Origin of the sequence: Agromyces sp. ISL-38 (assembly GCF_018613935.1) — a bacterium.
In the GTDB taxonomy this organism is placed as follows: Bacteria; Actinomycetota; Actinomycetes; order Actinomycetales; family Microbacteriaceae; genus Agromyces.
This window is the reverse complement of the sequence record NZ_JAGGPF010000001.1, coordinates 340360-367078: the sequence shown is the minus strand read 5'-3', so window position 1 is coordinate 367078 and position 26719 is coordinate 340360. Positions and strand designations below refer to the sequence as shown.

At 69.1% G+C, this 26719-nt stretch carries 25 protein-coding genes and 1 tRNA gene; 18 read left to right on the top strand and 8 right to left on the bottom strand.

Translation table 11 applies throughout. The features are described from left to right. Positions 1–9 precede the first annotated feature (9 nt). On the bottom strand, positions 10–927 hold the full coding sequence (locus tag J7E25_RS01775) for a DNA-3-methyladenine glycosylase 2 family protein (RefSeq protein WP_308164304.1): 918 nt from the start codon (positions 925–927) through the stop codon (positions 10–12). A 30-nt stretch (positions 928–957) separates the two neighbouring features. Continuing rightward, complete coding sequence (locus tag J7E25_RS01770; RefSeq protein WP_214867350.1) at positions 958–1770, bottom strand: universal stress protein; 813 nt, start codon at positions 1768–1770, stop codon at positions 958–960. 191 nt (positions 1771–1961) lie between these two features. Between J7E25_RS01770 and J7E25_RS01765 the strand changes: the two genes are divergently transcribed. After that, positions 1962–3686 carry a GAF domain-containing protein gene (locus J7E25_RS01765; protein WP_214867348.1) on the top strand — a complete coding sequence of 575 codons (1725 nt, stop codon included), beginning with the start codon at positions 1962–1964 and terminating at the stop codon, positions 3684–3686. After that, the gene (locus tag J7E25_RS01760) at positions 3683–4324 is read left to right on the top strand and encodes a response regulator transcription factor (RefSeq protein ID WP_214867346.1); all 642 of its coding nucleotides are present in this window, start codon (positions 3683–3685) and stop codon (positions 4322–4324) included. Before J7E25_RS01765 ends, J7E25_RS01760 begins: the two co-directional genes overlap by 4 nt. 27 nt (positions 4325–4351) lie before the next feature. On the opposite strand, the gene J7E25_RS01755 is transcribed toward J7E25_RS01760, so the two are convergent. The 3 genes from J7E25_RS01755 to J7E25_RS01745 all read right to left on the bottom strand — a co-directional run bounded on the left by J7E25_RS01755 (position 4352) and on the right by J7E25_RS01745 (position 7563). Continuing rightward, the gene (locus J7E25_RS01755) at positions 4352–5188 is read right to left on the bottom strand and encodes a universal stress protein (protein ID WP_214867344.1); all 837 of its coding nucleotides are present in this window, start codon (positions 5186–5188) and stop codon (positions 4352–4354) included. 110 nt (positions 5189–5298) lie between these two features. Beyond that, entirely contained in the window at positions 5299–6765 is a 1467-nt protein-coding gene (locus J7E25_RS01750) for a carboxypeptidase-like regulatory domain-containing protein (RefSeq protein ID WP_214867342.1), read from the bottom strand. A 150-nt stretch (positions 6766–6915) separates the two neighbouring features. Further along, on the bottom strand, positions 6916–7563 hold the full coding sequence (locus J7E25_RS01745) for an NADPH-dependent F420 reductase (RefSeq protein ID WP_214867340.1): 648 nt from the start codon (positions 7561–7563) through the stop codon (positions 6916–6918). A 167-nt stretch (positions 7564–7730) separates the two neighbouring features. On the opposite strand from J7E25_RS01745, the gene J7E25_RS01740 reads away from it, so the two are divergent. Beyond that, a complete protein-coding gene (locus J7E25_RS01740; RefSeq protein WP_214867338.1) occupies positions 7731–8057 on the top strand; it encodes a hypothetical protein in 327 nt (108 codons plus the stop codon). A 20-nt stretch (positions 8058–8077) separates the two neighbouring features. Here the strand turns inward: J7E25_RS01740 and J7E25_RS01735 are convergent, their stop codons facing one another. Further along, a complete protein-coding gene (locus J7E25_RS01735; RefSeq protein WP_214867336.1) occupies positions 8078–8647 on the bottom strand; it encodes a TetR/AcrR family transcriptional regulator in 570 nt (189 codons plus the stop codon). A 156-nt stretch (positions 8648–8803) separates the two neighbouring features. Here J7E25_RS01735 and J7E25_RS01730 point away from each other — a divergent pair, with 156 nt between their 5' ends. The 4 genes from J7E25_RS01730 (at position 8804) to J7E25_RS01715 (ending at position 12005) form a co-directional block, all read left to right on the top strand. Further along, positions 8804–9853 carry a zinc-binding dehydrogenase gene (locus J7E25_RS01730; RefSeq protein ID WP_251038697.1) on the top strand — a complete coding sequence of 350 codons (1050 nt, stop codon included), beginning with the start codon at positions 8804–8806 and terminating at the stop codon, positions 9851–9853. A gap of 227 nt (positions 9854–10080) precedes the next feature. After that, positions 10081–10614 (top strand): YbaK/EbsC family protein, encoded by a 534-nt coding sequence (locus J7E25_RS01725; protein WP_214867334.1) that lies wholly within the window; start codon positions 10081–10083, stop codon positions 10612–10614. 46 nt (positions 10615–10660) lie between these two features. Then, positions 10661–11365 carry an SOS response-associated peptidase gene (locus J7E25_RS01720; RefSeq protein WP_214867331.1) on the top strand — a complete coding sequence of 235 codons (705 nt, stop codon included), beginning with the start codon at positions 10661–10663 and terminating at the stop codon, positions 11363–11365. A gap of 67 nt (positions 11366–11432) precedes the next feature. Further along, positions 11433–12005, top strand: coding sequence for an SDR family oxidoreductase (locus J7E25_RS01715; RefSeq protein WP_214867329.1), 573 nt, complete (start codon positions 11433–11435; stop codon positions 12003–12005). A gap of 3 nt (positions 12006–12008) precedes the next feature. On the opposite strand, the gene J7E25_RS01710 is transcribed toward J7E25_RS01715, so the two are convergent. Continuing rightward, complete coding sequence (locus J7E25_RS01710) at positions 12009–12311, bottom strand: metal-sensitive transcriptional regulator (RefSeq protein WP_214867327.1); 303 nt, start codon at positions 12309–12311, stop codon at positions 12009–12011. Between the two features lie 123 nt (positions 12312–12434). Here J7E25_RS01710 and J7E25_RS01705 point away from each other — a divergent pair, with 123 nt between their 5' ends. The 3 genes from J7E25_RS01705 (at position 12435) to J7E25_RS01695 (ending at position 15712) form a co-directional block, all read left to right on the top strand. Then, positions 12435–12740: a heavy-metal-associated domain-containing protein gene (locus J7E25_RS01705; protein ID WP_214867325.1), complete on the top strand. Its 306-nt coding sequence runs from the start codon at positions 12435–12437 to the stop codon at positions 12738–12740. Continuing rightward, complete coding sequence (locus J7E25_RS01700; protein ID WP_214867323.1) at positions 12737–15037, top strand: cation-translocating P-type ATPase; 2301 nt, start codon at positions 12737–12739, stop codon at positions 15035–15037. The genes J7E25_RS01705 and J7E25_RS01700 overlap by 4 nt, the downstream gene beginning before the upstream one ends. A gap of 81 nt (positions 15038–15118) precedes the next feature. Next, a complete protein-coding gene (locus J7E25_RS01695; protein WP_214867321.1) occupies positions 15119–15712 on the top strand; it encodes a DUF305 domain-containing protein in 594 nt (197 codons plus the stop codon). A 182-nt stretch (positions 15713–15894) separates the two neighbouring features. On the opposite strand, the gene J7E25_RS01690 is transcribed toward J7E25_RS01695, so the two are convergent. Beyond that, positions 15895–15981: transfer RNA gene (locus J7E25_RS01690), tRNA-Leu, on the bottom strand. Between the two features lie 188 nt (positions 15982–16169). Between J7E25_RS01690 and J7E25_RS01685 the strand changes: the two genes are divergently transcribed. From J7E25_RS01685 to J7E25_RS01650, 8 genes are all read left to right on the top strand, one after another. Next, entirely contained in the window at positions 16170–16997 is an 828-nt protein-coding gene (locus J7E25_RS01685; RefSeq protein WP_214867320.1) for an HAD-IA family hydrolase, read from the top strand. Continuing rightward, a complete protein-coding gene (locus tag J7E25_RS01680) occupies positions 16994–19504 on the top strand; it encodes a glycoside hydrolase family 65 protein (protein WP_214867318.1) in 2511 nt (836 codons plus the stop codon). The genes J7E25_RS01685 and J7E25_RS01680 overlap by 4 nt, the downstream gene beginning before the upstream one ends. A 65-nt stretch (positions 19505–19569) precedes the next feature. Further along, positions 19570–20319: a DUF3662 and FHA domain-containing protein gene (locus J7E25_RS01675; RefSeq protein ID WP_214867316.1), complete on the top strand. Its 750-nt coding sequence runs from the start codon at positions 19570–19572 to the stop codon at positions 20317–20319. Then, positions 20316–20879 (top strand): FHA domain-containing protein, encoded by a 564-nt coding sequence (locus tag J7E25_RS01670; protein WP_214867315.1) that lies wholly within the window; start codon positions 20316–20318, stop codon positions 20877–20879. Before J7E25_RS01675 ends, J7E25_RS01670 begins: the two co-directional genes overlap by 4 nt. A 5-nt stretch (positions 20880–20884) precedes the next feature. Continuing rightward, a complete protein-coding gene (locus J7E25_RS01665; RefSeq protein ID WP_214867313.1) occupies positions 20885–22114 on the top strand; it encodes a PP2C family serine/threonine-protein phosphatase in 1230 nt (409 codons plus the stop codon). A 70-nt stretch (positions 22115–22184) separates the two neighbouring features. Then, on the top strand, positions 22185–23516 hold the full coding sequence (locus J7E25_RS01660) for an FtsW/RodA/SpoVE family cell cycle protein (RefSeq protein WP_214867311.1): 1332 nt from the start codon (positions 22185–22187) through the stop codon (positions 23514–23516). Beyond that, a complete protein-coding gene (locus tag J7E25_RS01655) occupies positions 23513–24967 on the top strand; it encodes a penicillin-binding protein 2 (RefSeq protein WP_214867309.1) in 1455 nt (484 codons plus the stop codon). Before J7E25_RS01660 ends, J7E25_RS01655 begins: the two co-directional genes overlap by 4 nt. After that, positions 24964–26673, top strand: a complete 1710-nt coding sequence (locus J7E25_RS01650) for a protein kinase (RefSeq protein ID WP_214867307.1) — start codon at positions 24964–24966, stop codon at positions 26671–26673. Before J7E25_RS01655 ends, J7E25_RS01650 begins: the two co-directional genes overlap by 4 nt. The last annotated feature ends 46 nt before the right edge of the window (positions 26674–26719 follow it).

Genomic DNA, 26719 nt, shown 5'->3' with positions numbered 1-26719 from the left:
CGGGCCGCGTCAGATCGCCCGGTGGTCGACGAACGACATGCGCGGGCCGCGCCGCGGGCGCCCGCGCACCCCGGCGGCGCCGAGCAGCCGCACCACGCGATAGCGGTGGCCCGCCCACGGCGTCATCGCCTCGAGCATCTCGTCGTCGGTCATGTCGCGACCCCAGAGCGCGTGGCCGAGGTAGTTCGAGAGGTGGTAGTCGCCGACCGAGAGCGCGTCGGCGTCGCCGAACGCGCGCTGGGCCACTTCGGCCGCCGTCCACGCGCCGATGCCGGGCAGCAGGGTGAGGCGGGCCGCGGCATCCGCCGGGCTCATCCGCACCGCCTCTTCGAGCCGAGACGCGTACCGCGCGGCGTTGACGACCGTGCGGGCCCGGCGCGGATCGACGCCGGCCTGGTGCCACTCCCAGCTCGGGATCGACGCCCAGCCGCTCGGCGACGGCACGACGTGCATGGGTCGGGGCGTCGGGCCGGGCGCGACGCTGCCGTGCCGCTTCACGAGTCGCCGCCAGGAGGCGTGCGCCTGGAGGGTGATCACCTTCTGCTCGAGGATCGCCGGCACGAGCGCCTCGAACACGCGCCCGGTGCGCGGGATGCGCAGGCCCGGATTGCGCCGGTGCGCGTCGGCGATGAGCCTGATGCGCGGCTCGAACTCGGATGGATCGTCGAGCCCGCCGGCCAGCACCGGCGCCGCCTCGACGGCAGCGCCCGCGCCCGGCCCCCAGCCAAGGCAGCGGAGCTCGCCCGCTGACCGCTGCTCGATCCGCAGCGTCGCCGGCCCATCATCGGTGAGCGTCGTGCGCCACACGGCGCCCGCCGAATCGATGTGCAGCGTCGGGTCGCCGCCGCCGCGCCCGAGACCCGAGAGCGTCTGCAGCAGGTCGGTCGGATGCGCCGGGCTCCACGTCAGTGCATGGTCGGCGATCACCCCTCCAGTGTGCAACACCGCACCGACGATTCAGACCGGTGCCTCGACGAATTGCGGCACGAGGATCGCCGGTCCCCCGAGATTCATGAGCAGATCGCTGTTCGCGCGGCCGAGCGGCCGAAAGGAGTGGTTCCCTGCGGCGGTCGGTCTTCCACTCACCGTCACGACGGCGCGTCGCGACGCCGCGGAGAGCGCCTCACCCGGCGCGGACTCGGCGTGCCGCAGCTCGATGCGGAGATCGGGCTCGGCATCGCTCGCGAGCTGTGCCGCCCGCGTCATCCGTTCGTCGCCGGCCTCTCCTCGTTCACCCGCTCGCAACAGCACGAGAGGCTCGTCGAGCGTGAGGGCCTCGGATGCCGCGAACCTCACGATCGGGCCCCAGCCGGGCGCATCGCCGACACCGACGACGACCCCCCTGCGCCCACGAGCCGTGACCACGGGGACCACCGCAACAGGCACCGGGGCCAACACGGCGAGTTGCAGGCTTCGGGAGCCGAGCGCATGGCCGTGGAAGTAGCCGAGCTTGTGCGTGCCGATCGCGACCAGGCCGAACTCGGTCGACTCCCCCGAGAGGGTGAGCATCGGGTTGCCGCTCGCGAGTGCGACTCGGACACGGGCGGACGAGGCCGACTCCCGTGCGAATTCGAGCTCGCGCTCCGCGAGCTGCTCGGCGGACTCGCGAAGCTCCCGCAGCGAGGGATCGCCGATCGTGCCCCATTCGTTGTCGACGACCATGAGCAGTTCGACGTCGACCTGGGAGGAGGCGGCGCGGGCGAGCGCCCACGTGATCGCCGCCCGGCTTGCGATCGAGCCGTCGATCCCGACGAGGAGTGGAGCGTCCATCACCTGTTCCTTCCGCCTCGCCTCGCCCCTGCCGTGCCGTTGTGAGCGGCCGATACCGCATGGGAACAGGCTCGCCGAGGGGGTCGTCGCAGGGCGGGCCTTTGGTCCTTCCACGGCGGTTCCCCCGCGGGATTCCGCCGATGACCGCAGCCCGAGTGGTAGTCTGCGGCCATCACCGCGCCGGAGGTGTCGTGACCGCTCAGCCACCGTTGTCGTTTCCCGATCAACCGCGATCCGAGCTCGACCGGGCATTGCGGGAACTCGTCGAGCGCGCCGGTGAGGTGATGCACACGCAGGGGCGCCTGCGCGCCCTGCTCCGCGCCACCCAGACGGTCGTCGAGCAGATCGAGCTCCCCGTGGTGCTCCGGCGCATCGCCGAAGCGGCGGTCGGACTCGTGGATGCGGAGTACGGCGCAATCGGGGTGCTCGGTCCCGACGGCGGGCTCGAGGAGTTCATCCACGTGGGCATGCCACCCGACCTCGCGAAGGAAATCGGGCACCTGCCAGAGGGCCGCGGCGTCCTGGGTGCGCTGATCGAGGACCCCCGGCCGATCCGCCTCCGTCACATCGACGACGACGTCAGATCGGTCGGCTTTCCGGCGCGGCATCCGCCGATGGAGACCTTCCTCGGCGTGCCCATCCGAGTGCGCGACGAGGTCTTCGGCAACCTCTACCTCACGAATCGACGGGTCGGCGAGTTCTCGCGGGAAGACGAGGAACTCGTGGCGGCGCTGGCCGCGACCGCAGGGTTCGCGATCGAGAACGCACGCCTGTTCGCCGAGACGCGGACGCGCGAGCTCTGGGCCGAGGCATCCGCCCAGATCGCCGCCTCGCTCGCGACGAACCCGAGCACGGCAGCAGTGCACGTGCTCGCCGACGAACTCATCGACCGGGCGACGGCCGACCGGGTCTGCGTCGTGCTCGCGGGCCCGGAGCCCCTCACCCTTCGAGTCGACGAGGCCCGCGGAGTGGGCGCCGACAACCTTGCCGGCGGGGTCCTCGCGTCGATGGACTCCCTCGCGGGAGTGGTGCTCGAGAGCGGAGAGTCGCGCGTGATGAGCGGGGTGCGGAGGGGTGCGGAGCCGGTCGAGTCGCTGGCGATCTCCGACGACGATGCGATCGGGCCGTCGATGTTCGTCGCGCTGCGGAACGCCGCATCCGTCTGGGGGGTGCTCGTCTTCGGCAGGATGCCGGGCGCCCGTCACTTCACGCAGGCGGAGCTCGACATCGCCGACGACCTCGCGAACCGCGTCAGCCTTGCAATGGAGCTCTCGAGGGCTCGCGAGGACCAGCAGCGGGTCGCGCTCCTCGAGGACCGCTCGCGGATCGCCCGCGACCTCCACGACCACGTCATCCAGCAGCTGTTCGGCACCGGGCTCGAACTGCAGACCCTCGCGGCACTGGCGGAGGATGAGGATGTCGCGCGCAGGCTCGAGTCCGCCGTCGCGACCCTCGACCAGAGCATGGCGCAGGTCCGCACCATCATCTTCGCCATGACGCCGCGCGAAGACGACTCCCCCTCCCTTCGCCACCGGATCCTCGACCTCGCCGCCGAAGTGTCGAGGTCGCTGCCACAGCCGGTCGCCGTGAGCTTCAGCGGACCCGTCGATCTCGTCGTCACGGGTCGCGGCTCCGACGACGTCATCGCAGCGGCACGGGAGATGCTCACGAACACGGTCAAGCACGCGTCGGCGAACTCGGTGCGCATCGACGTGGCGGTGCACGACGGCGCCGTGCGGGCAACCGTCACCGATGACGGCGTCGGCATGGCGCCCACCGGGCGGCGCAGCGGTATCGCGAACCTGCGCGAGCGCGCCGAGCTTCTCGGGGGCACGCTCACCATCGAGTCGTCGGGCGCCGGCACGTCGGTCGAGTGGTGGGTCCCCGCCTCGCGGTCGTACGGAGCGCGGGAGTGATCCGGGTCTTCCTCGTCGACGATCACGAGATCGTGCGGCGCGGCGTGGCAGAGCTCCTCGAGCGGGAGGATGATCTCGCGGTCGTCGGCGAAGCCGGCACGGTCACGCACGGATTGTCACGCATCGCCGCGACCCGGCCCGACGTCGCGCTGCTCGACATGCGGCTGCCCGACGGCGACGGCATCGACCTGTGCCGTGAGGTGCGCTCGCGGCATCCGGGAATCCATTGCCTCATCCTCACCGCGCATGACGACGAGGAGGCGGCCATGGCCTCGATGCTCGCGGGGGCTTCGGGCTACGTGCTCAAGAACATCAGGGGTTCCGCCCTCGTCGACGACATCCGCTCGGTCGCGTCGGGGCGCGCCCTGAGGAACACCCCGGTCACCGAACGCCTCGCAACCCGAGCATCGCACCCCGAGCACGACGACCCCCGGTTCGGGGCGCTGAGCCTGCGAGAACGCCAGGTGCTCACCCTGATCGCCGACGGCCTCACCAATCGGCAGATCGGCGACCGGCTGGAGCTCGCCGAGAAGACCGTGAAGAACTACGTCTCGGGACTGCTCAGCAAGCTCGGGTTCGAACGCCGGACGCAAGCCGCCGTGTACCAATCGGAGCGGCGGGCCCGTCCGGGCGGATGACTCGGCGCGGGCGCTTCGGTGCGCCGGTCACTCGCCGGGTCGCACGACGATCGTGGGCGACGGCATCGAGACCAGCACGTCGTGGCTCACCGAGCCGATCAGGAATCGGCCCACCCAGTTGCGGCCGTGGCTGCCGACCACGAGGAGCGACGCGTCCTTCGCGGCGAAAATGAGCTCCGCGGCTGCGCCACCCTCCTCGAGCCGCCCCTCCGCCGCCGCGCCGCGCGAAGCGGCGATGTCGAGCGCGTCGTCGAGGATCTGGCGGTGCATGTCCTGCACGACCGCGACGTCCTCCGCGTAGTCGTCGTAGACCGACTGCCATTCCGTGGGCACTCTCCAGACGTGCACGAGCGTGAGCGGCTCGCCCGAGCGTGCCGCCTCGTCGACACCGATGCCGATGGCCTCGAGTGATGCCGCAGATCCGTCGACGCCCACGACGATCCCCGAGCGCGCGGACCGGTCGAGGCCTTCGGGAATCACGGCCACGGAGCCTCCGCCCGGCCGTCCGGCGAGGCGCGAGCCGAGCGTCCAGCGTGACGAGCGACCGTGGGACGCGGCCCCCACGACGATGAGCGTGCCCTTGGTGAGATAGTCGTCCAGTTCGCGAAGCGGGTCGCCGTGCACGGTCGCCGTCGTGAGCCGAAGCTCCGGGTTGGCCTCCCGCACCTCGTCCGTGACCTCCATGAGGCCGATGCGTGCCTCCGCCGGTGAGCCCTCGGCTCCGCGCTGCTCGCCCGACTGCTCTCGCCCCGGCATCACCTGCACGACGACGAGGGGAACTCCGTCGGTACGATCCACCGCCCAATGGAGCGCGTCTCGAGCCGATGGAGTGTCATCCCAGCCCACCACGATCTTGTCGAACATCGTGATCACCTGCTCTCGGGCGTTGGTCGCCCTCTCCCAATTCTCTCACCGGCGATCGTGCGGCACTCGGTCGAATGTCACGTCGTTGATGTGTCCAGACGGGCCTCGTATCAGCGACGACTGGCGGTCGCTCTGACCCTGGCCTCTGCCGGCTTCATCCGTCGCAGCGCGAGAGCACCGAGGCCGGCGATGAGCAGCAGACCGGCGAGGAGTCCGGCGGGGGCCGGATCCTGCCCCGTCGTGGCGAGCCGAGCCGTTGCGGCGGCTCCGGCCACTGCGGCGGGAGAAGCCACGGACGCGGATGCGGCGGTGACGGTGATGTCCTCCGAGGCGTACCCCCTGGCCTCATCATCGACGAGCACGAGGTGATGCACGCCGGCCGGAGTGGTCACCGGTACTGCAACACTCGCCGTGATGGCGCCATCCGCGTCGGCGACGACCGTGCCGAGCTTGACGGGCGTCGACTGCAGCCACATCGCGAGCGACTGGCCGGGTTCGAATCCCTGCGCCGTCACCGAGAGGAGGCCGCCTGCGGTGACCGTCTGTGCTTTCGTCAGGTTCTTCGGTCCCGCTTCTGCGGGGGGCGTGGTCCCGAACACGACATCGATGCCCGTGACGGACTCCCCGTCTACGACCGTGATGACCGCTGCCTCTTCGAACGTGGAGGCGTTCTTCCACCACCCGAGCACCTGCCGCGACGGCATGTCGAAGTCGGCCACGAAGGAGATCTTGTACGAGCCCGCGGGAATCGAGTCGATGGTGAACGTGCCGTCAGCCTGGACGCCCGCCGCAGTGACGGTGCTCTCCGGCTGATTGCGTACGGAGACCAGGATCGAGTCGGGCAGCTCCGTGCCGGGCGCGGCGCTCACCCGCCCGGAGATCGAGGCGCCACGTACGAGCGTGACATCCGCACCGGTCACGTCGGCGTCTGCGACATCGACGACGAGCGCGTCCTGCGCGTAGGCGTAGCCTTCCGCGGACACGCTGATCACGTACGAGTTGCCGGCAGCAACCGGAACGGCGAAGGCACCGTCTGCGCCTGTCGTCGCGGAAAAGGCCTGGAACGCCGTCGTGTTCCTGACGATCACCGTGGCACCGGCGAGCGGCTCGGTGACGCCTCCGGCGCTGCCGTAGACGATGCCGGAGATCACCGGACGTGCCGGGAGGGTGATATCCACCGTCTTCTGCTCAGCGTCGCCGACGGAGACGATCGGAAGCGTCGCCAGCTCGGCCGCAGTCGGCAGGAACGAGGCGATGGTCGGCACGTTGACCCAGGGGGATGACCCACCCTGCTGCTTGACGGCGATGCGGTAATCGCCCGCCTGGAGGTTCGCGATCGTGAACGTTCCGTCGCCCGCGGTTGTACCCCATCCGGCCGGGAAGGTCGAGTCGCTCCGATACGCCGTGACCTGCGCCCAAGCGATGACCGTGACGTCGACGCCCGCGCCGATGACGACGCCGCTGATCGACGCACCGGAAGTCGAGGCGGCAGCGGGACTCGCGACACCCGCCAATGCCAGTCCGGTCAAGATCGTCGCCAACCAGATGAGCGCGCGTCGTCGAACCGGGATCGCCATGCTTGCCTTTCGCAGGAGCTCGCAAGGCGAGCACGGTGGGTAACTCCGAAAGTCTACGAACATCCCTCGGAAAGCGCTTGTCCCCCGTTCGGGGAACATCGGCGTGGCCGCTTCGATGAAGAAGCGGCCACTCCGGGTCTCGGTCTGCGACTATGCCGCGAGGAGTCGCTCGGCTCGATCGAGGTTGGCCTCGAGCTCTTCGCGATTCTGCCGCACGACATACGCGGGCTGGTCGCGCTCGATCCGCCAGCTCTCGGAGAGCGGGCCGACGTTCACGGTGTCGAAGCCGAACTCGTCGTAGAGCGCGGTGACGAGCTCGATGGCGTCGTCGAAATCGCTCGCGGTCCCGAGGGCGCGGCGGTTCGGTGAACCTGCGGGGCTGCCGTCGGTGAGGATCTCTCCGGCGTTGATGTGGTTGAACGCCTTCACGACTCGCGACTCCGATAGGTGCGCCTGCACGAGGGCGGAGGTCGTGGTGCGGGCCTCGTCGAGATCGGGGATGCGCCCGGCGCTCTCCCAGTAGTAGTTGTTGGTGTCGAGCACCACCTTGCCGGCGAGCGGGGCAGCCGGGATCGACGGGTACGCCTTGAACGGCAGAGTGACGATGACGAAATCGCCGGTTGCGGCAGCAACATCGGGAGTGCTTGCCGTCGCCCGCGGGCCGAGCTCCCCGATGAGGGCGCCGAGCGTCTCAGGCCCCCGCGAGTTGCTGATGGTCACGTCGTACCCGCGCTGGATGAGCCCGCGTGCAAGGGTTCCGCCGATGTTGCCTGCGCCGATGATTCCGATTCTCGTCATGCGAGAGGACAACGCTGACAGGTGGGGTGTATTCCGCCGAAGTCGTAATCCACGAGATGGATGGCTGGATCGAGTGACGCTCGCGGGTGGAGAATGGAGAGGTCCCTGCTGCGTCCGCACGTAGCGCCCGCCGCCGGTGGCCTCGCCCCGATCGCGGAGTCGAAGAGATGACAGCGACACCCCCTGAGCACGACCCGCCAGTGCCGAACACCGATTCGGCCCCGTCCGAGGTGCGCGCCGATCCGCCCGTGCCGCCGAGGCCCAGCATCCACGTGACCGCGCTGATCGTGTGGCTGACGATCTTCCCGCTCGTCGCCATCTTCAGCACGCTGCTCGGCCCGGTGATCATGGACTGGCATCCCGTACTCAGGGCGTTGGTGCTCACCCTCATCGTCGTTCCGATCGCCGCGTACTGGCTCATGCCGCAGATGTTCCGGTGGTATGCGGCGTGGGCGCAGCGTCGAGCGCGGCGCGCACAGAAGCCCGTACCGTAGTCGCTCGTCAGCGACGGGCGTCAGACCGGGCGATAGGGCTCGAGCAGGCGACGCACCGACTCCGACAGCACGCGCCGGAGCGTTGCCCGGTCGACGAGGCTGCTCGCCGGGTCGGCGCCCGTCATCATCAGCCCGCCACCCGCGATGATGAGTGCCGCTCGGGCCGCGGGCGTGGGGTTGTCGCCGATGAGCGCACGATCGAGTCGGTCGGTGAGCGAGGCGAATGAGCCGTCGGCCGCGAGGACCTCGGCGACCGCGGCATCCCTTCGGATCATCGCGGCGATCTCACCGTGCTCCATCACGAGATCGACGAGCCCCTCGAGCACCGTCTCGAAGGCGTGGGCTCGCGAGCCGGCCTGCTCGGCGTCTCGCGGGATGCTCCGCATCTGCTCGATCGCGGGTTCGAGCACCGCTGCGAGGATCTCCGCCTTCGAGGGGAACTGGTGATAGACCGCCGCTTTGGTGACGCCCAGGGCGTCGGCGATCATCTGCAGCGATGTCGCGGCGAAGCCGCGGTCGATGAAGAGGGATCGGGCGGTGCGGATCACCCGGTCTCGCGCCGAGAGCGTGCCGACTCGACCTTCCGCCACGTGCACCTCCTGAGTGTCGGCTGCGACTCTACCCGAACTGTTGAGGCGAACTAGCCGATCGGCTATCCTCGTGATCGATCCTAGCCGATCAGTTAGGCGGTTGACGGATGCCACGGCACCGGCAACCCCGACCACACATCTGAAAGGCGCCCGACCATGAGCCCCGAGGCATCCGTCGCCCCCACTGACACCATGCACGCCGTCTACGTCACCGGTCCCGGAACCGTAACGAAGCTCGAGGTGCCGCGACCCGCGGCCGGCCCGAAGGACATCCTCGTGAAGGTGCGCGCGTGCGGCATCTGCGGATCCGACGCCTTCTACACGCAGATCGGCGGCATCCCCCCTCGGCAGGGCCACACTCCCCTCGGCCACGAGCCGGCGGGCGAGGTCGTCGACGTCGGGGCGGAAGTGGTCGACATTCCGCTCGGCGCCCATGTCGTGATCAACCCGATGGTCGCGCCGAGCGGCATCATCGGCAACGGCGGCGCGACCGGCGCCCTCGCGAACTACCTGCTCATCGAGAACGCCGAGCTCGGCTCGAGCGTGGCGATCGTGCCCGACCACATCCCGTTCGCCGTGGCCGCCCTCAACGAGCCGATGGCCGTCGCGCGTCACGGCGTCAACCGCCTCGACCCGAAGCCGACCGACAAGGTCGTCGTGTTCGGCGCCGGCCCAATCGGCCTCGGTGCGGCCATCGGATTCAAGCTCCGCGGCGTCGAGAGCGTGGTCGTCGTCGACCTCATCCCCGCCCGCCTCGAGACCGCACTCGAGGTCGGTGCCGACGCCGTCATCAACTCGGCAGAGGAAGACGTCGTCGCGCGCCTGGTCGAGCTCCACGGCAACGCGCCACGGCGCCCGGGTGAGTCACGTCCCGGCACCGACCTCTACCTCGATGCCGCCGGCGCTCCTGTCGTGATCGACATGATCCTGAAGAACGCCAAGCACGGCGCGAAGCTCGGCATCGTCGCGGTGCACAAGAAGCCCGTCGAGGTGGACTTCGGCTCGATCCTCTCGACGGAGCTCACGATCGTGATGGCGGTGGGCTATCCGACCGAGATCTTCGAGGTCACGAACGACATCATCGAGCACTGGGAGCGCTACGGCGCCATCGTCAGCGACCAGTTCTCGTTCGACGACGTCGAGGAGGCGCTCACGACCGCGGCGACGCCCGGCGCGGCGGACAAGGTGGTCGTGACGTTCGACTGAAGTCGGTGAGCTCGGCTCAACGGCTCGGGAGGACATAGCGCGATTGGGAGGACACCTGCGCCCGCATTCGTCCTCACCAACCCGCGGATGTCCTCCCAAACCCCCGAGTCGTTGATCACGACATCGTCACGGAGCGCACCGCCCACGGTGTTCGCGCCGTGGAACTTCGGGGTCGGTCACGTCTCGCGAGAAGCCGGCCGCGGCATCCGTCGTACGCTGAAGCCACCATGCGCTTCGGAACGCTCGACTTCACGCCAGCCATCGACTCCCCCGCGCTCCTCGCCGCACCGACGGCTGCGCTGCTCCGATCGACGGATGCCGCAGGCGTCCTGGTCGCGGCGATCGACCCCTCGCTCGCCGATACCGCTGCATTCTGCGAGCACTACGCGATCCCGATGGCCGATGGCGCGAACTGTGTGATCGTGCAAGCCCGTCGCGGCGAGCGGAGCTGGTACGCGGCCTGCCTCGTGCGCGGATCCCACCGCCTCGACGTGAACGGCGCCGTGCGGCGACACCTCGGCGCCCGCAAGCTCTCGTTCGCGCCGATGGACGACGCCGTCGAGCTGAGCGGCATGGAATACGGCGGCATCACGCCGATCGGCCTTCCAGCCGACTGGCCGATTCTCGTGGACGAGTCGGTCGCGGCCCACGATCGACTCATCGTCGGCAGCGGCATCCGCGGATCGAAGCTGCTCGTCACCGGGGCGTTCCTGGCCGGCCTCCCGAACGCCGAGGTACTGCCGATCGCCCAGCGCGACTGAGCGCCGATCGATGGCGACTGTCGGCGGGCGGGTGCAGACTGGGGGCATGTGCGGACGCTTCGCGAACGACGCCAAGGTCGACGAGATGATCCAGGAGTTCGTCGCGCAAGGCAATGACTACCGCGACTGGAGGCCGCAGTACTCGCTCGCCCCCACCCAGCTGGTGCCGATCGTGCGTGAGCGCCAGAACAAGGAGACCGGCGAGATCGTCCGGTCGATCGACCCGGCGGTCTGGAACTTCCATCCCTCCTTCATGAAGGAGTCGAAGCGCCCGCAGTTCAACACCCGCATTGAGACCGTCGCCACGAACGGGCTGTGGAAGGGTGCGTTCGCGTCATCCCGATGCCTGGTGCCGATGCGCGGCTACTACGAGTGGACCGGCGAGCCGGGCAACAAGCAGGCGTTCTTCCTTCACGGCCCACACCCGATGCTCGCCGCGGCCGGCATCTACACGGCGCGCAAAGTCGGCGACGAGTGGGAGGTGTCGACGTCGATCATCACTCGCGAGGCTCGGGATGCCTCGGGCGAGGTGCACGACCGCATGCCGGTCTTCCTCGACCGCGACGCGTGGGACGAGTACCTCGCCCCGGTCAAGCTCGACGACGCCGGCAAAGAGGACATGGTCGCGCTCCTCAACGCCGAGTCCGAGAAGGTCGCGTCGACCATCACGAACTACGAGGTCGACCGCAAGGTGAACAACACCCGCACGGTCGACCCCGAGGACCCCACGCTCATCGAGCCGCTCGAGTGATCAGGTGAGCACCGCCGGGCAGCTGACCTCGAACGGCTGAGCGACACCCGCCGTCAGCGCGGGGCGAATGCCGCGTGGAAGAGCGCCCACGCCCGCCGCGATCGCCCGGATCCTGTCGGCCGCGGGCGACCGCATCGACGCGCTCGCGAACGTCGCCGGCATCATGGACGACATGACCCCCGTCGGCGAGATCTCCGACGCGGTCTGGAAGCGTGTGTTCGCGATCAACGTCGACGGCACCATGAAGCTCATGCGCGCCGTCGTGCCCTCGATGCTCGCGCAGGCGAATGGATCGATCGTGAACGTCGCCTCCGAGGCCGCGCTGCGCGGCTCCGCGGCAGGCGCCGCGTACACCGCCTCGAAGCACGCCGTCGTCGGCCTCACGAAGAGCAGCGCGTTCATGTACGGCCCGAGCGGCATCCGCACCAACGCCGTGGCCCCCGGCCCGACGATCACGAACATCGAGGCGAAGTTCGCGTCAGCGCTCGGGGCCGAGCGGGTTCGCACGGGCATGGCCGTCATGCCTGAGGCAGCAGAAAGCGACGCCCTCGCCGCATCGATCACGTTCCTGCTCAGCGACGACGGCGTGAACGTCAACGGCGTGGTGCTCCCGAGCGACGGCGGCTGGTCGGCCGCCTGAGCATCAGGATCGAACGAGCCGGGCGATGGCGTCGGATGCCTCGCGCAGCTTCTCTTCGGCCTCCGCGCCGCCTTCCTGCGCCGCGGTGAGCACGCAATGCGTCATGTGGTCGTTCAGCAGGCCGAGCGCGACGGCCTCGAGCGCCTTCGTCATGGCCGACACCTGGGTGAGGATGTCGATGCAGTACTTCTCGTCGGAGACCATGCCCTGCAGCCCGCGTGCCTGGCCTTCGATGCGCTTCAGGCGGCGCAGGTACTCGTCTTTGTCGCTGATGTAGCCGTGGTGGCCGGAAGCCGTGTGGCTCATGTGCGTCCTCGTTCCGCTCGTGCGATCTGCGCTGCCTTGTTTGACAGACTACCCCTCAGGGGTATAGTCGAGGTGTACCCCATGGGGGTATATACTTCGATGAGTTCGAGTGAGGACACACCTATGCGCGACACCAACGGCACCTACGAGCACGCAACTGAGCAGGGTCACGCCCACGAACACGGCACTCCCGCGGCGGCTCTGGTGAGCGCCGACTTCGGCGTCGCGGGCATGACCTGCTCGCACTGCGTCTCGTCGGTCACCGAGGAGCTTGCGCGCCTCGACGGCGTGAAGCACGTCGACATCCAGCTCGTGGCCGGCGGCGTCTCCCGCGTGACGGTCGCAAGCGAGGCATCGCTCGACGAGCACCGGGTGGCGGCCGCCATCGATGAGGCCGGTTACGAGCTCGTCGGCGGCCTGTCGCGATGAGCGCTCAGCAGGTCGAACTGCTCGTCGGCGGCATGACCTGCGCGTCCTGTGCCGCTCGCATCGAGAAGCGACTCAATCGGATGCCAGGGGTCGAGGCGACGGTGAACTACGCCACCGAGAAGGCGAGCGTGCACCTGCCCGACGGTGTCAGCGTCGATGACGCGATCGCGACGGTCGAAGCGACCGGCTATACCGCCGAGCTGCCGGCGCCCCCACCGACCGAGTCGACCGAGGCAGGCGGCGCGCGCGAGATCGGCGCCGAAGCGGCATCCCTCCGCCAGCGCCTGTTCATCTCGATCGCCCTGACGATCCCGGTCGTGGCGATGTCGATGATCCCGGTGCTGCAGTTCACGAACTGGCAGTGGCTCGCCCTCGCCCTCGCCGCGCCCGTGGCGGTCTGGGGCGCATGGCCGTTCCACCGGGCAGCGTGGGTGAACCTCAGGCACGGTGCCGCGACCATGGACACCCTCATCAGCGTCGGCGTGCTCGCGGCGCTCGGCTGGTCGCTCTACGCGTTGTTCTTCGGCATGGCCGGAATGGCCGGCATGACGATGGACTTCGTCCTGTTCAGCGAGCCCGGCGGCGGAGCCGACGAGATCTACCTCGAGGTCGCTGCAGCGGTCACGGTCTTCATCCTCGCGGGGCGCTACTTCGAGGCGCGCGCGAAGCGGCGCTCCAACGCCGCCATCACCGCGCTGCTCGAGATGGGCGCCAAAGATGCAACAGTGCTCCGCGGCGGAATCGAGCTGCGAGTCCCCACCGCGACCCTCGTGGTGGGCGACCTGTTCGTGGTTCGCCCCGGCGAGAAGGTCGCCACCGACGGCACGGTCGTCGAGGGCAGCTCCGCCGTCGACGCGAGCATGCTCACGGGCGAGGCCGTTCCCGTCGAGGTCGGGCCCGGCGACGATGTGGTCGGGGCGACCATCAACGCCGGCGGGCGGCTCGTCGTGCGCGCAGAGCGAGTGGGCGCCGACACGGAACTCGCGGTCATGGCCCGTCTCGTCGAGCAGGCGCAGACCGGCAAGGCCGACGTGCAGCGCCTCGCAGACCGCGTGTCTGCGGTGTTCGTGCCCATCGTCATCGCGCTCGCGCTCGCGACGCTCGCCGTCTGGTTGCTCATCGGCGCGAGCCCCGAGGTCGCGTTCACGGCCGCCGTCGCGACGCTCATCATCGCGTGCCCCTGCGCGCTCGGCCTCGCGACGCCCACGGCGCTGCTCGTCGGCACCGGGCGCGGTGCGCAGCTCGGCATCCTGATCAAGGGCCCCCAGATCCTCGAGTCGACCCGCCGCGTCGACACCATCGTGCTCGACAAGACGGGAACCGTCACGACCGGGAAGATGAGCCTCAGCACCGTCATCCCGGCAGCCGGCGAGGATGCATCCGAGGTGCTGCGGCTCGCCGGCGCGGCCGAGACCGGCTCCGAGCACCCGATCGGCGCGGCGATCGCTGCTGCGGCCCGTGACGGCGACCAGCCGTTGCCGGCGTTGGAGTCGTTCACCTCTGAACAGGGACTCGGCGTGCAGGCCGTCATCGACGGACACCTCGTGCTCGTCGGCCGCCCCTCGTGGCTCTCCGCCCAGTGGGGCGTCACGCTTCCGGCCGACCTCGCCGATCAGCAGGCGTCGCTCGAGGCGGGCGGCGGCACCGTCGTCGCGGTCGCCTGGGACGGTCGGGCTCGAGGCATCCTCGCAGTCTCCGACACGGTGAAGGTCACGAGTGCCACGGCAGTCGCGCAGTTGAAGGCGCTGGGTCTCACGCCGATCCTCCTCACGGGCGACAACGAGCGCGCGGCTCGCGCGGTCGCCGCGGAGGTCGGCATCGACGAAGTGCGCGCCGAGGTGCTGCCCGCCGAGAAGGCCGAGGTGATTCGCGCCCTGCAGCAGAACGGTCGCGTCGTCGCGATGGTCGGTGACGGGGTGAACGACGCGGTCGCGCTCGCGACGGCAGACCTCGGCATCGCCATGGGAACCGGCACGGATGTCGCCATCGAAGCGAGCGACCTGACCCTCGTGCGCACCGACCTGGTCGCCGTCGTCGACGCGATCCGCCTCTCCCGGCGAACGCTCGCGACCATCAGGGCGAACCTCTTCTGGGCGTTCGCATACAACGTCGCGGCGATCCCTTTGGCGATGCTCGGCATGCTGAACCCGCTCGTCGCGGGCGCGGCGATGGCGTTGTCATCGGTGTTCGTGGTGAGCAACAGCCTACGGTTGCGCCGCTTCCGCGGTGCCCCCGACACCGCGGCCGCTCCTTCCCTGCGGCAGCGCCGAGGCGAAGTCGCGTTCGCCGCCCCGTGAACCGCGCTGCCGACTCGGCCGTGCATCGGCCACACCGCGGCGGCTCCGATCCGATCAGTACCGACAACGAAGGAACTCACAATGCTGAACACTCGCAACCTTCTCCTCGTGTCCGCCGCGGCGGCGGCCACCCTCGCCTTGAGCGGCTGCGCGGGAGGCATGTCCGGCATGGACATGAGCGGCTCGGATGCCCCGGCCGACTCAAAAACGTCGGCCGGCACCTTCAACGGCGCCGATGTCACCTTCGCCCAGATGATGATCCCGCACCACGAGCAGGCCGTGGAGATGAGCGAAACGCTCCTCGCCGAAGACGGAATCGACGATCGGGTCCGTGACCTCGCAACCCGGATCAAGGACGCCCAGCAGCCCGAGATCGACCAGCTGAAGGGGATGCTCTCCGACTGGGGTCAGGAGGAGAGCGACATGGGCGGCATGAATCACGGCGACGGCATGATGTCCGACGACGACATGACGGCGCTCGAGGATGCGACGGGCGACGATGCGGCCCGGTTGTTCCTCGAGCAGATGACGGTTCACCACGAGGGCGCCATCGAGATGGCTCAGGCCGAGGCGGCCGACGGTGAGAACGCCGAGGCGACGAAGCTGGCCGAGACCATCATCGCCGCCCAGACCGACGAGATCGCCGTCATGAAGGAGATGCTCGCCGACTTCTAGTCGGGTCATCGCCGAGGCGGAACGCGGCGATCGACCTTGTCGCGTTCCAGGCGGGGGCCCTTCCTTCTTATATGGGCTCCCGCTGACCCTTCTTCGAGTGAGATGCTGCAGAAGACCATGCGGAAGGCTCCTCGCCTGAAGGGCGGGTCGCGGCTCGAATGGGAGCCTGCTGAAAAGCCAGGTGGTGCGCGAGGGGGGACTTGAACCCCCACACCCTTGCGAGTACTGGCACCTGAAGCCAGCGCGTCTGCCAATTCCGCCACTCGCGCACGTGCAGCGCGCCGAAGCGCGCCAACCAAGCGAGATTATCACCCTTGGCCGACCAAAGCCATTCGAGCTCTTCCGCGGCATCGCGCGGCCAACCCTTGGCGATTCCTTGGAGTCTGCATTCTGCCTCGCGCTCGCCCGTCCTCGGGAATAGCATCGTCTCGCGGGTTCTGGCGCCCCGGCCGACGCGATGAAAGGAACGCCCGTGACCCCCTCCCCCACCTCAGACGCCGCTGCCGTCGATCTCACCGGCATCCGCGGCTATCTGTTCGACCTCGACGGCGTGCTCACGCCCACCGCCGTCGTGCACATGCATGCGTGGTCCCGCCTGTTCACGCCGATCCTCGAGGCGCATGGCGCCGCGCCGTACACCGACGACGACTACTTCGCCTATATCGACGGCAAGCCCAGGTACGACGGCGTTCGGAGCCTCCTCGAGAGCCGCGGCATCCGCGTGCCAGAGGGTGTGCCGACGGATGCCCCGACCGCCGATACCGTGCACGGCTTCGGCAATCGCAAGAACGAGGCCTTCAACGCGACCCTCGCCGAGGAGGGCGTCACGGCCTATCCCGCAAGCGTCGCGTTCCTCGACGCCGTCGAGCGCGCAGGCCACAGGGTCGCCGTGGTCTCGAGCTCGAAGAACGCACCGTCGGTGCTCGAAGCCGCGGGGCTCGCCCACCGGTTCGATGTCGTCGTCGACGGCGCCGTCGCCGTGCGCGACGGCCTCCCCGGCAAGCCCGAGCCCGACACGTTCGAGCGTGCCGCCGAGCTGCTCGGCCTGCCGACCACCGTCTGCGCCGTCGTCGAAGACGCGGAGTCGGGCGTGAAGGCGGGCGCGGCGGGTGAGTTCGGCCTCGTGATCGGCGTCGACCGCGGCGTCGGGCGCGCCGCCCTCGAGGAGCTCGGCGCCGACGTGATCGTCGACGAGCTCGATGAACTGATTCCCGCGGTCGAGCGTGCCGCCGCGGCATCTGACCCCCATACCAACACCTCTATCCCCCGAGAGGACCCTGAATGAGGTTCGCCGACCACGACCCCCTGAACCGCAGCCGCTTCCCCGTCGACGAGTGGGCGCTTGTCGAGACCGAGTTCGGCATCGGCGACCTCGGCCGCACCGAGACGCTCTTCGCCGTCGGCAACGGCTACCTCGGGCTCCGTGGCAACGTCGAGGAGGGTCGCGACGGTCACATGCAGGGCACGTTCGTGAACGGGTTCCACGAGACCTGGCCGATCCGTCACGCTGAAGAGGCGTTCGGCTTCGCGCGCGTCGGGCAGACGATCGTGAACGCTCCCGATGCGAAGATCATCCGTCTCTACGTCGACGACGAGCCGCTCGTGCTCACCGAGGCCGAGCTGCTCTCCTATGAGCGCCGACTCGATTTCCGGCTCGGAGCGCTCTCGCGTTCGATCGAGTGGCGCACCCCGTCGGGCAAGCGCGTGCTCATCACGAGCCGGCGCATGGTCTCGTTCACCGACCGGCACCTCGCCGTGCTCGACTACGAGGTCGAGATGCTCGACGCGGATGCCGCGGTCACGATCTCGAGCCAGATCCTCAACCGTCAAGACGGCCGCGACGAGTACCGCTCGGGTGTGCTCGAGGCGGCCGGCGCGTTCGACCCCCGCAAGGCCGAGCAGTTCACCGAGCGCGTGCTGCAGCCGCGACTCAAGCGTCGCACCGAGAGCCGCTACGTGCTCGGCTACCAGTGCACCAACTCGGGTATGACGATCTCGATCGGCGCAGAGCACTCGATCACGACCGACAACACGTTCACCGAATCGGGCTCGATCGAAGACGACCTCGCGAAGCACATCTACAAGGTGCAGGCCAAGCAGGGCGAGCCGATCCGCATCACGAAGACCGTGAGCTACCACACGGCGCGCCGAGTGCCCGCGCGCGAGCTCGTCGACCGGTGCGACCGCACGCTCGACCGCGCAGCCGACCTCGGCGTCGCGGAGGTGTTTGCGCAGCAGCGGGCATGGCTCGATGACTACTGGACCCGCTCCGACGTCGAGATCGCCGGCCAGCCCGCGATCCAGCAGGCCACCCGGTGGAACCTCTTCCAGCTCGCGCAGGCCACCGCCCGCACCGACGGCGGCGGCGTCGCGGCGAAGGGCGTCTCGGGCTCCGGCTACGGCGGCCACTACTTCTGGGACAGCGAGGTCTACGTCCTCCCGTTCCTCAGCTACACGGCGCCGATCGTCGCGCGCAACGTGCTGAGATTCCGGCAACGGATGCTCGACGCCGCCCGCGCCCGCGCGCTCGAGCTCAACCAGCGCGGGGCCCTGTTCCCGTGGCGCACGATCAACGGGCTCGAATCGTCGGCGTACTACGCCGCCGGCACCGCGCAGTACCACATCGACGCCGACGTCTCCTATGCGCTGTGCCAGTACGTGGCGGCCACGGGCGACGAGGACTTCCTCGGCCGCGGGGCCATCGACATCCTCGTCGAGACCGCGCGCATGTGGGAAGACCTGGGCTTCTGGCGCACGAACACCGACGACGTGTTCCACATCCACGGCGTGACCGGCCCCGACGAGTACACGACCGTCGTGAACGACAACCTGTACACGAACGTCATGGCGCGCTCGAACCTCGCGGCCGCGGCATCCGCCGTCGACAACCTGCAGGTGCTCGATCCCATCGGCTACAACCGGCTCGTCGACCGTCTCGGCGTCACCCCGGCCGAGGTGGCGAGCTGGCGACGTGCCGCCGCGCACATGCATATCCCGTTCGACCAGCAGCTCGGCATCCATCCGCAGGACTCGGCCTTCCTCCAGAAGGAGCTCTGGGACCTCGAGAACACTCCCGAAGACCGCCGCCCGCTGCTCCTGCATTACCACCCGCTCGTCATCTACCGCTTCCAGGTGCTGAAGCAAGCCGACGTGGTCCTCGCGCTCTACCTGCAGGGCGACCGCTTCTCGACCGAGGAGAAACGCGCCAACTTCGAGTACTACGACCCGCTGACCACGGGCGACTCCACCCTCTCTGCGGTCGTGCAGTCGATCATCGCCGCGGAGGTGGGCTACCACGAGCTCGCGCTGCGCTACTTCCGCTCGGCGCTCTTCGTCGACCTCGCCGACCTCCACCACAACGCCGCCGACGGCGTGCACGTGGCGTCGACCGGCGGCGTGTGGAGCACGCTCGTGTCGGGATTCGGCGGATTCCGCGACCACAACGGCATCTTCAGCTTCGATCCGCGGCTGCCCGACGGCTGGGAGCAGCTGACGTTCCGCATCACCCTGCGCGGCACCCGCCTCCGGGTCGTCCTCACGGGCGATTCGATCACGTTCGCCGTCGAGGAGGGCGTGGAGGCCCGGGTCCGCGTTCGCGGTGCCGAGGTCGTCGTGACCACCCTCTCCGAGGTGTCGGTGCCGCTGCACGGACAGGGCCCGCGACTCTACGGTTCGCCCACGATGCGCGACGTCACGGGCTCGCGGCGGGCTGACGGCACCCTGCTCACCGCGTCGATCCCGACCCTGTCGCTCGACTCCGAAGAGGCGGAATCCACAATCCCTGTCGACTGATCGCAAGTGTTCACAGTCGCTCGGGCTACCATGTCACACAGTCACGGAACCGGATCGGGAGACCTGTGGGCCTACTGGACAACTTCGAGAAGGGTCTCGAGCGCGCCGTCAACGGCGCGTTCGCGAAGACCTTTCGCTCGGGACTACAGCCCGTCGAGATCACCTCAGCACTGAAACGAGAGATCGACACGAAGGCCGCGGTCGTCTCGCGCGACCGCGTGCTCGTGCCGAACACGTTCACCGTGCGCATGGCGCCTGCCGATCACGACAACATGGCGAGCCTCGGGCCGGCCCTCATCGACGAGCTCGTCGACCTCGTGCAGAAGCACGCGGCGAGCCAGCGCTTCCAGTTCGCGGGCGGCATCTCGATCGCGCTGCAGGCAGATCCCGGCCTCAGCGTCGGCATGGTGCAGGTCGACTCGCGCAACGTGAAGGGCCAGGTCGCCTGGACGCCGGTGCTCGAAGTCAACGGCAAGCGGCATCCGATCCTGAAGGGCCGCACGGTCATCGGGCGCGGCAGCGAGGCCGATCTCACGCTCGACGACTCCGGCGCCTCGCGCCGTCACGCCGAGGTGCAGTGGGACGGATCGCGGGCTCGCGTGCGCGACCTCGGCTCGACGAACGGCACCCAGCTGAACGGGTCACCCGTCAAAGACGCCATCCTCGAACCCGACTCGGTGATCACCATCGGGCGCTCCCGCATCACGTTCCGGGTGCTCGCGCAAGCGACACCGGGCGGCACCGACTCCAGGGGTCGCACCGACCCGGCAACCGAACGCCATGACATGGGCGGGTTCTGGGGGCCCGGCGAATGAGCGAACTGACCCTCCTCGTCCTGCAACTCGGCTTCCTCCTGCTCCTCTGGGTGTTCATCTTCGCGATCATCTACGCCCTGCGCAGCGACCTCTTCGGCCAGCGGGTGCGCAAGCTGCAGCCCGATGTCGCCGCCGCACCGGTCGCCGCCGCGGCATCCCCCTTCCCGAGCTCGCCGGTCACGCCCCCGCCGACTCCAGCGGTCACCTCCCCCGTCGGCCGGCCCGGCGCGGCGACCGGAGGACACGACGGCGAGCTCGCCTCCACCGAGAACGCCACGCGGCTCGTCATCACCTCGGGAGCGAAGGCGGGGGCCGAGTTCCCGCTCGGCAGAGACGAGATCACGATCGGGCGCTCGAGCGACTCGGCGATCATCATCCGTGACGACTACACCTCCACGCACCACGCGCGGCTCATGCTGTGGAACGGTCGCTGGATGCTCCAAGACCTCGACTCCACGAACGGCACGTTCCTCGGCGGCTCACGAGTGACGGTGCCCACCCCGGTGCCCCTCGGAGCCACGGTGAAGGTCGGAGCAACCACGTTCGAGCTGCGACGGTAGCCCCCATGGCGACTGTCAAAGCGAGCGCTGCGGTCTCGCACGTCGGCCGGATCCGCGCGAACAATCAGGACTCCGGCTACGCCGGCCGGCGGTTGTTCCTCGTCGCCGACGGCATGGGCGGCCACGCAGGCGGCGACGTCGCGAGCGCCATCGCGACGCGCCGCATCGCCGAGGCCGATGCCGACTACGACGGCGTCACGGATGCCGCGGCCGAACTCCGGTCCGCCCTGATCTCCGCGAACCGCCAGCTCGCCGAGACGGTCGCCGAGCACTCCGAGCTCACCGGCATGGGCACGACCGTGAGCGCGGTGCTCCTGCAGGGCGACCGCGTGGTGATCGCGCACATCGGCGACTCCCGCATCTACCTGCTCCGCTCGGGCGAGCTCAGCCAGATCTCCACCGACCACACGTTCGTGCAGCGCCTCGTCGACGCCGGCCGCATCACCGCCGAGGAGGCGATGGTGCACCCTCGCCGCTCGGTGCTGATGCGCGTGCTCGGCGACGTCGAAGCCTCACCCGAGATCGACTCGATGCTGCTCGACACCCGCGCCGGCGACCGGTGGATGCTGTGCTCCGACGGCCTCTCGGGCGTCGTGAGCTTCGACGACATCCACGAGCTGATGTCGGCCGAGGCCGGCGCGAAGCAAGTCGCCGACCGGCTCGTGAAGGCCTCGCTCGACGGCGGTGCACCCGACAACGTCACGGTCGTGGTCGTCGACATCGGCGAGCCGCCCGCCCCCGCCACCCCTCCCCTCGTGGTGGGCTCCGCGGCGGCGCCGCTCGCGTTCGGCGCCCCCGAACCGGTGCGAGCCCGCGGCATCCGGCTCACGCCCTTCCGGCCGCACCCCGTGCAGGAGACGCACTTCGAGCCCGACTCGGCCGACTACTTCGACGAGATCATCGAAGAAGACGCCCGGCGACGGCGACGGCGCCGCTGGATGTGGGGGTTCTGGATCGTGCTGCTCATCGGCGCGATCTTCACGACCTTCGCACTCGGCTACCAGTGGACCCAGACTCGCTATTACGTGGGCGAGTCGAACGGGCGAGTCGCGATCTTCCAGGGCATCCAGCAAGACCTCGGACCCATCTCCCTGCACGAGCTCCACACCGAGACCGGCCTCGACGTCGCCGACCTCCGAACCTACGACCAGCAACGCGTCGAACAGACGATCAGCGCCGGCTCGTTCTCCGAGGCGTACCGCATCGTGCAGCGACTGGAGGACTCCCTTGACTGACCAGAGCGGGCCCGCAGTTGGCGCACCGCGGTCGGCCGCCCCGCCGACCGCCAGCGTGCGACGCATCCGGATGCCCCAGAAGCTGCGCAACCTCGAGCTCGGCCTCCTGCTCGTCGCGTGCATCATCAACGCCGGTGCGATCGTGCTCGTGCAGCTCGGCGCGCTCGGCCGCGTCGACACCCAGCTCGTGCTGCTCGGCGCGGGGCTCTCGGCCCTCGTCTTCGGACTGCACATCTGCATGCGGTTCGTCGCTCGCGACGCCGATCCGTTCCTGCTGCCGATCGCGACGGTGTTGAACGGCCTCGGCATCGCCATGATCTATCGCATCGACATCGCGTTCGGCGACATCGGGTGGGAGAGCGCCGCCGTGCGGCAGATCGCGTGGAGCGCGATCGCGATCATCGGCGGCATCGTCACGATCATCGTCATCCGCAACCACCGCGTGCTCTTCCGGTACACCTACCTGTCGGGCCTCCTCGCGATCGTGCTCCTGCTCCTGCCGCTCGTGCCGGGGCTCGGCCGCCAGGTGAGCGGCGCCCGCGTGTGGATCGGCTTCGGCGACATCGCGACCTTCCAGCCCGGCGAGATCGCGAAGATCGCCCTCGCGGTCTTCTTCGCCGGATACCTCGTGCGTAACCGCGACAGCCTCTCGATGGTCGGCACGAGGTTCCTCGGCATGCGGTTCCCACGGGCTCGCGACCTCGGTCCGCTCCTCGTGGTGTGGGCGCTGTCGATGGCCGTCATCGTATTCCAGCGCGACCTCGGCACCGCACTCCTCTATTTCGGCCTGTTCCTGGTGATGCTCTACGTCGCGACGAGCCGGCTGTCGTGGGTCGTGCTCGGGCTCACGCTGTTCTTCAGCGGCGCGCTCATCGCGAGCCAGACGCTCGACTACGTGAACGGCCGGTTCCGCAACTGGCTCGACGCGTTCAACCCCGACGTCTACAGCGCTGACGGCGGCAGCTACCAGCTCGTGCAGGGGCTCTTCGGCCTCGCGCACGGCGGACTGATCGGCAGCGGACTCGGCGAGGGCCGACCTGACATCACCCCGGTGCCGCAGAGCGACTACATCATCGCGAGCCTCGGCGAGGAGCTGGGTCTCGCTGGCATCTTCGCGATCCTCGCCCTCTACGTGCTCTTCGTCGCACGAGGCTTCCGCATCGGCTTCGCCGGCCAGGACGACTTCGGCAAGCTGCTCGGCGTGGGCCTCGCGTTCGTCGTGGCGCTGCAGGTGTTCATCGTCGTGGGCGGCGTCACTCGCGTCATCCCGCTCACCGGCCTCACGACGCCGTTCCTCGCCGCGGGCGGTTCGTCGCTCGTCGCGAACTGGATCATCGTCGGGTTGCTGCTGCGGCTGTCCGATACGGTGCGCAACCACCCGAGGCTGGTGATCGACGGATGAATCGCGAGCTCAAGCGAGTCTCGATACTCGCTCTCCTCATGTTCCTGACCCTTCTCGTCGCCTCGACGATCATCCAGTACGCGCAAGCGGAATCGCTCGCGGCCGACCCGCGCAACGCGCGCACCCTGTACGAGAGCTACTCGGTGGAGCGCGGCCCGATCCTCGTCGGCGGCGACCCGATCGCCCACTCGCAGCCCTCCGGCGACGACTACAAGTTCCAGCGGGTGTACGCGAACGGCCCGCTCTACGCGCCGATCACCGGGTTCATCCCCGTGAACGGCGAGGCGACGGGGTTGGAGCGCTCACTCAACGACTTCCTGAGCGGACAATCGAGCAGCCAGTTCTTCGACTCCCTCAACCGCTTGATCTCCGGGCAGGATCCGATGGGCGCGTCGGTCGAGGTCACGATCGACCCCGTACTCCAGCAGGCTGCGTGGGACGCGCTCGGTGAGTACACCGGCGCCGTCATCGTGACCGAACCGAGCACCGGACGCATCCTCGCGATGGTCACGAAACCCACCTACGACCCCAATTCGCTCGCGGTGCACAGCGGAGACCAGGTGGAGGCGACCTACGAGGGGTTGCTCGCCGACCCGGGCGACCCGCTCTTCAACCGTGCGACGGGCGGCGACATGAACCCGCCCGGGTCGGTGTTCAAGCTCGTGGTCACGGCGGCCGCCCTCGAATCGGGTCGCTACACCCCCGACAGCACCTTCCCCAACCCCGCATCACTCACGCTGCCCGGAACCGACGCGGTGGTGCGCAACTCCGGCGGCGGCACGTGCGGCGGCGGCTCAGAGGTCACGATCGCCACCGCGCTGCGGCTCTCGTGCAACATCCCGATGGCGGAGCTCGGCATGGAACTCGGCGATGCCGCGATTCGCGAGCAGGCGGAGAAGTTCGGCTTCAATCGCGAGTTCGAGATCCCCACCCTCACGGAGGCGAGCGTGTACCCCCGTGCCCTCGATGATCCCCAGACGGGGCTCAGCGCGTTCGGTCAGAGCGAGGTTCGCGCCACTCCGTTGCAGATCGCAATGGTGTCGGCGGCGATCGCGAACGGAGGCATCGTCATGAACCCGAATCTCGTCGATGCCATCGTCGCTCCCGACTTCACTCCATTGCAGGAGTTCGAGGGCTCGGAGTTCGGTCGTGCGATCAGCGAGTCGACGGCGAACACCATGGTGGAGATGATGGTCAACGGCGTCGAGAACGGTGCCGCGAGTAATGCAAGAATAGACGGCGTCAGCGTGGCCGGTAAGACGGGTACAGCAGAGAACGGTGAGAGTGACCCCTACACTCTCTGGTTCACAGGTTTTGCCCCCGCCGACGACCCTCAGTATGCAATCACGGTGCTCGTGGAGGATGGCGGGGGACTTGGTCAGGAGGGGTATGGCAATCTCATTGCCGCACCCGTCGCAAAGCAGGTACTAGAGGCGGTGCTGAACAAATGAGACCGAGCGCAGGGCTCACCTTCGGAGGGCGCTACGAGCTGCAATCCCGCATCGCGATCGGCGGGATGGGCGAGGTTTGGCAAGCCACCGACCTCGTGATCGGCCGTCAGGTAGCGATCAAGATCCTGAAGGATGAGTACCTCGGCGACCCCGGGTTCCTCGAGCGCTTTCGCGCTGAGGCCCGGCACGCCGCCCTCGTGAACCACGAGGGCATCGCGAACGTCTTCGACTACGGCGAGGAAGACGGCAGTGCCTACCTCGTCATGGAGCTCGTGCCGGGCGAGGCGCTCTCGACCATCCTCGAACGAGAGCACGTGCTCTCGACCGACAAGGTGCTCGACATCGTCGCCCAGACGGCGGCGGCGCTGCAGGCCGCCCACGCGGCCGGTCTCGTGCACCGCGACATCAAGCCGGGCAACCTGCTCATCACGCCCGATGGGCGCGTGAAGATCACCGACTTCGGCATCGCTCGCATCGCCGACCAGGTGCCGCTCACAGCCACGGGCCAGGTTATGGGCACCGTGCAGTACCTCTCGCCCGAGCAGGCCTCCGGCCACCCCGCATCGCCGACGACCGACATCTACTCGCTCGGCATCGTCGCCTACGAGGCCCTCGCCGGGCGACGCCCCTTCACCGGGGAGTCGCAGGTGGCGATCGCGATGGCGCAGATCAACGAGACGCCGCCCGACCTGCCGGTCACCGTCTCGGAGCCGGTGCGCAATCTCGTGTACGCGTGCATCGCGAAGAACCCGGCCGACCGACCGCAGTCGGCGGCGCACCTCGCCCGTGCCGCGATCGCGCTGCGCCGAGGCGACGTGCAGGCGGCCGCAGCGGCCGTGCCCGCCGTGCTCGGCGCCGGCATGACCGCTGCCACGATGCTCATGCCGAGTCAGGGCGCAACGGCGGCGACGACGGTGCTGCCGTCTGCAGCCGCAGCGGGTGCAGCCGGTGCGGCTGGGCTCGGCGTTCCCGTCGACGAGGAGCCGAAGAAGAAGCGCAGCCCGTGGACCTGGCCGCTCATCGTGCTCATCGCGCTTCTCGCGATCGTGCTCATCGGCACGATCATCGCGCTCGCGCTGAACAACGGCGGCGGCGGCGCGGTGCCGTCCTCCACCACGAGCCGGCCGACGTCGACGGTCGCTCCCAGCACAACACCTCCGCCTCCCCCGCCCACGAGTCAGGCGCCCACGACAGCGCAGATCACGCGCGAGGAGTACCTCGGTCTCACGGTCGACGAGGCGCGGGCCAAGCTCGAGGGTCTCGGAATGGTCGCGAACGCCGTCGAGGGCAACGCGGCCACGACCCCCGACGACGCCGGCCGTGTCTACGAAGTGAACCCCACCGGCCCTGTGCCGATCGGCGACCAGGTCACGATCACGTACTACGTCGACCCCGTCGCGCCGTCGACCCCCACCACCGCGCCGACCACCGACAAGAACACGGTGAACACGGGCGGCACGGTGAAGGTGTCGTGGACCGCGCAGAGCTGCCCTGCCGGGCAGACGCTCTCCGGCTACGAAGTGCAGGTCACCGCAGATGCCGCGATCCAGGGCGGCGGCGTCGTCGGCCCCGGCACGACCACCGTCAACGTCACGGCCGGCACTCAGGCGTTCGACGTCTCGTACCGCTACTTCTGCGGCCAGCTGAACTCGGAGTTCTCGCCGACGACCCACGTCGACATCAACGGCCTCGGCGTCGACGGCTGAGCACGGCACACACTGACGAGACGGCGAGCGGAAGGAACGGGACTGC